Here is a 3,219-nt window from a genome sequence, read left to right as displayed (position 1 = left end):
GACCGACACCCTGATCGCCGACGCCGACGGGGTCTACCACCCGGCGATGTTCAACGACCGGATGCTGCTGGGGCTGAAGGGCACCATGTCCGAGGCCGAGTTGCACATCCTGCGCGCCCGGCTCGACGGCGGGATCCGCAACAAGGCCGCCCGCGGCGAGCTGCGCCGCCCGCTGCCCGTCGGCCTCGTCTGGGCCGAGGGGCCCGGTGAGGTGCGCCTGCACCCGGACGAGGCGGTCACTGGGGTGATCGCCGCAGTCTTCGGCCGGTTCGGCGAGGTCGGCTCGGTCCGCAAGGTCTGGCTCTGGCTGCGCGAGGAGAACCTCAAACTGCCGCTGCAGCGCAACGGCTACGCCACGGCCGCCGGCGGCGAGGTCGAGTGGGTCGAGCCGACCTACCACGCCGTCCACACGATCCTGACCCACCCGGCCTACGCCGGCGCCTACGTCTACGGCCGCACCCGCAAGCATCGCTACGTCGGCCAGGACGGCACCGTGCGCACCCGCCACAAGGCGCTGCCCCGCGACCAGTGGGCCGTCCTGATCCGCGACCACCACGAAGGGTTCATCGACTGGGACACCTACGAGGCCAACCAGGCCCGCATCGGCGCCAACATCCGCCCCGAGGCCCACCAGCCCGGCACCGGCGCCGTCCGGGAGGGCGCTGCCCTGCTGCAGGGCCTGGCGACCTGCGGGACCTGCGGCCGCAAACTGACCGTGTTCTACCAGGGCCCGGCCAAGGCCACCCCGGGCTACTACTGCCAGGGCCCCGCCACGATCGTCGACGGCCGCGGCACCCGTCACCTGCACATCGGCGGGGTCGCTCTGGACGCCGCCGTCGCCGACGCGTTCCTGACCGCGCTCGCCCCCGCCGCGCTGACCGCCTGCCTCACCGCCGCCGAACAGCTCGAACACCAGCACGACGCCGCCCTCGACCAGCACCGCCGCCAACTCGAACGCGCCCGCTACCAGGCCAGCCGCGCCGAACGTCGCTACCAGGCCGTCGACCCCGACAACCGGCTCGTCGCCCGCGGGCTGGAGGCCGTCTGGGAGAAGGCCCTGACCGAGCTCGCCGCCGCCGAGGCCGAGCTCGCCCGCCGCGAACAGGCCCGCCCTCGCACCCTAAGCCCCGACGAACGGGCGGACATCCTCGCGCTCGGCCAGCACCTCGACCAGGTCTTCACCGCCCCGACCACCACCGACCGCGACCGCAAACAGCTGCTGCGGACCCTGATCGACGAGGTCAAGGTCACCGTCGAGCGCGACGAGAACGCCGGCCGCACCGACCTGCTCATCCGCTGGAAAGGCGGTGCGCTGACCGAGCTGACCGTCCCCGGCCGGCGACGCCAGCCCTCGATCCGCACCGACGAGGACACCGTCGACCTGATCCGCCGCCTCGCCGTCCACTACCCCGACGCGAAGATCGCCGGCATCCTCAACCGGCAGGGCCGCCGCACCGCCCGCGGCCTGACCTTCACCGCCACCCGCGTCCAGGGCGTGCGCTTCCACTGGAACATCCCCTGCCACCAGCCCGACCCGAACCAGCCCCAGGGCCAGCTGCTCACCATCGCCGACGCCGCGAAAGAACTCCGCATCGCAGCCTCCACCCTGCACCGCTGGATCGGCGACGGCTTCGTCGCCGGCGAACAGGACACCCCCGGCGCCCCCTGGCGCATCCGCATGACCGACGAGTTGCGCGCTCTGTTCGTCGACGGCGCCCCCGACGGCTGGCTCCCCATGCTCGAAGCCACCCTCGCCCTCGGAGTCTCCCGCCAGACCGTGTTGCAACGTGTCAAGCGCGGCGAGCTCAAGGCCCTCCACGTCCGCACCGGACGGCGAAAAGGCCTACGAATACAGGTCCCGCCGCCCGCCAACGCCCTGTTCTGACCCCGACAATCAGCGAAAGGAGCAGTGTGATGATGGCTCCAAGCAGCGGGAGATGTCCCCCTCGATGAACCAGTGTGTCCCTTTCCAGACGTCGACCACCTCGCGTAGCGCTGTGTGGCAGCCTCGGCCTGGGCGGAAACCGTGGGAGCGGTCGGAGAACTGGACGTCGTAGTACGCCTCCAGCAGGAGACGCACGGCCTCGGCGACCAGCTTGTCCGACCAGGTAGGCAGGCCCAGCGGGCGTTTCTTCCCGTTCTTTTTCGGGATGTGCACCCGCTTCACCGGTTTCCATCGGTAGCGCTCGCGGCGCATCGCATGGATGATGCGTTCGATGGTCGCCAGCGACATGCCGTCCACGGTCTCCCCGGTCACCCCGGGCGTCATCGCCCCCTTGTTGGAGTACAGACGCCCGTAGGCGAGCAGGTATAGGTCCGGGTTGAACAGCTGTCGGTACACCCGCTCCAGCGGCAGCCCTCTCCTTCCACGTTCACGGAGGACACCCAGGACCGTTTCGGCGCTCTGCATTACGCATACCTCCCGTCCTTGTAATGTCCAGCCACCTGTTCCCCTTCGCCCTGTCGGCATCTTTCATGCCGTCCCTGGTGGGGCGTGACTCCCACGACTACTATGGGAACTCCGTCACCTTAGGGCTCGCGCCCCTTAGGCGATCCCGTGGTACGTCCCTGCTGTACGTATCGAGCGCGACTTAGGCGTTCCACTCATCTCCTTGAATGCCCTCGCAGGGCATCGCCCACGTCCCGGAGGTTGCACCAGCCCACGGGTTCTGGCCAGCGCAGGTCGTGGCATCGGTTTCAGACGTCTTTCCGATGGGTCCGCACATCTACCGTCTGGAGATTGGAATTCAGGCAATCCAGCTTTCGCCATATCACGCGGGTTCAACGGCGGCCCGCCTTCGACGCCTTCGCGACGCCCGCCGTCTCCTGGCATGCTGCTGTCCCCCTCACCTTTCGGATCAAGGTAAGCCAGCGAACCCAAGGATCCTCCTCCGAATCCATCCCAGCTGCGCTGGGGATACAACAGAGCGCCTCACGGCGCACACCCGCCGTGCGGTAGGGTAGGCCGCCGACGAGGTGCCAGTTGACCTGGTCCTTTTCCGACGGCCCCCCTCCGAACCAGCCGTGCCCGCTTTCCGTAGCAGCTGGCTCTCCAGTGCTCATCGTGGTCTGCGTTTAGGACGTCCGGCATGGATGTCCTCGTGGCAGGCGCGGCAGACGACGAGGGTCTTGCGGTGGCGGGAGGCCATCCGTATGACCCATTCGGGTTGCTGTTTCCGCCCTTTGGGATTGAGGTCTTTGAGCGCCCTGATGTGGTGC

General features: G+C 68.8%; 2 protein-coding genes and 1 pseudogene. 1 reads left to right on the top strand and 2 read right to left on the bottom strand.

Annotated elements, in window-relative coordinates; all coding sequences use genetic code 11:
• Positions 1-1,885: recombinase family protein (locus tag BCD48_RS21005; protein WP_083418976.1), on the top strand; the 1,885-nt coding region annotated here is incomplete at its 5' end.
• Between the two features lie 24 nt (positions 1,886-1,909).
• On the opposite strand, the pseudogene BCD48_RS21000 reads toward BCD48_RS21005, so the two are convergent.
• Both BCD48_RS21000 and BCD48_RS55795 read right to left on the bottom strand, forming a co-directional pair.
• A pseudogene (locus tag BCD48_RS21000) lies at positions 1,910-2,410 on the bottom strand (reverse transcriptase domain-containing protein); the annotation flags it as partial.
• A 649-nt stretch (positions 2,411-3,059) separates the two neighbouring features.
• The coding region (locus BCD48_RS55795; protein ID WP_491677154.1) for an HNH endonuclease at positions 3,060-3,219 on the bottom strand (160 nt) is incomplete at its 5' end.

The organism is Pseudofrankia coriaricola, from assembly GCF_001854805.1.
Classification (GTDB): Bacteria; Actinomycetota; Actinomycetes; order Frankiales; family Frankiaceae; genus Pseudofrankia.
This window is presented reverse-complemented; position numbering and strand designations above follow the sequence as displayed.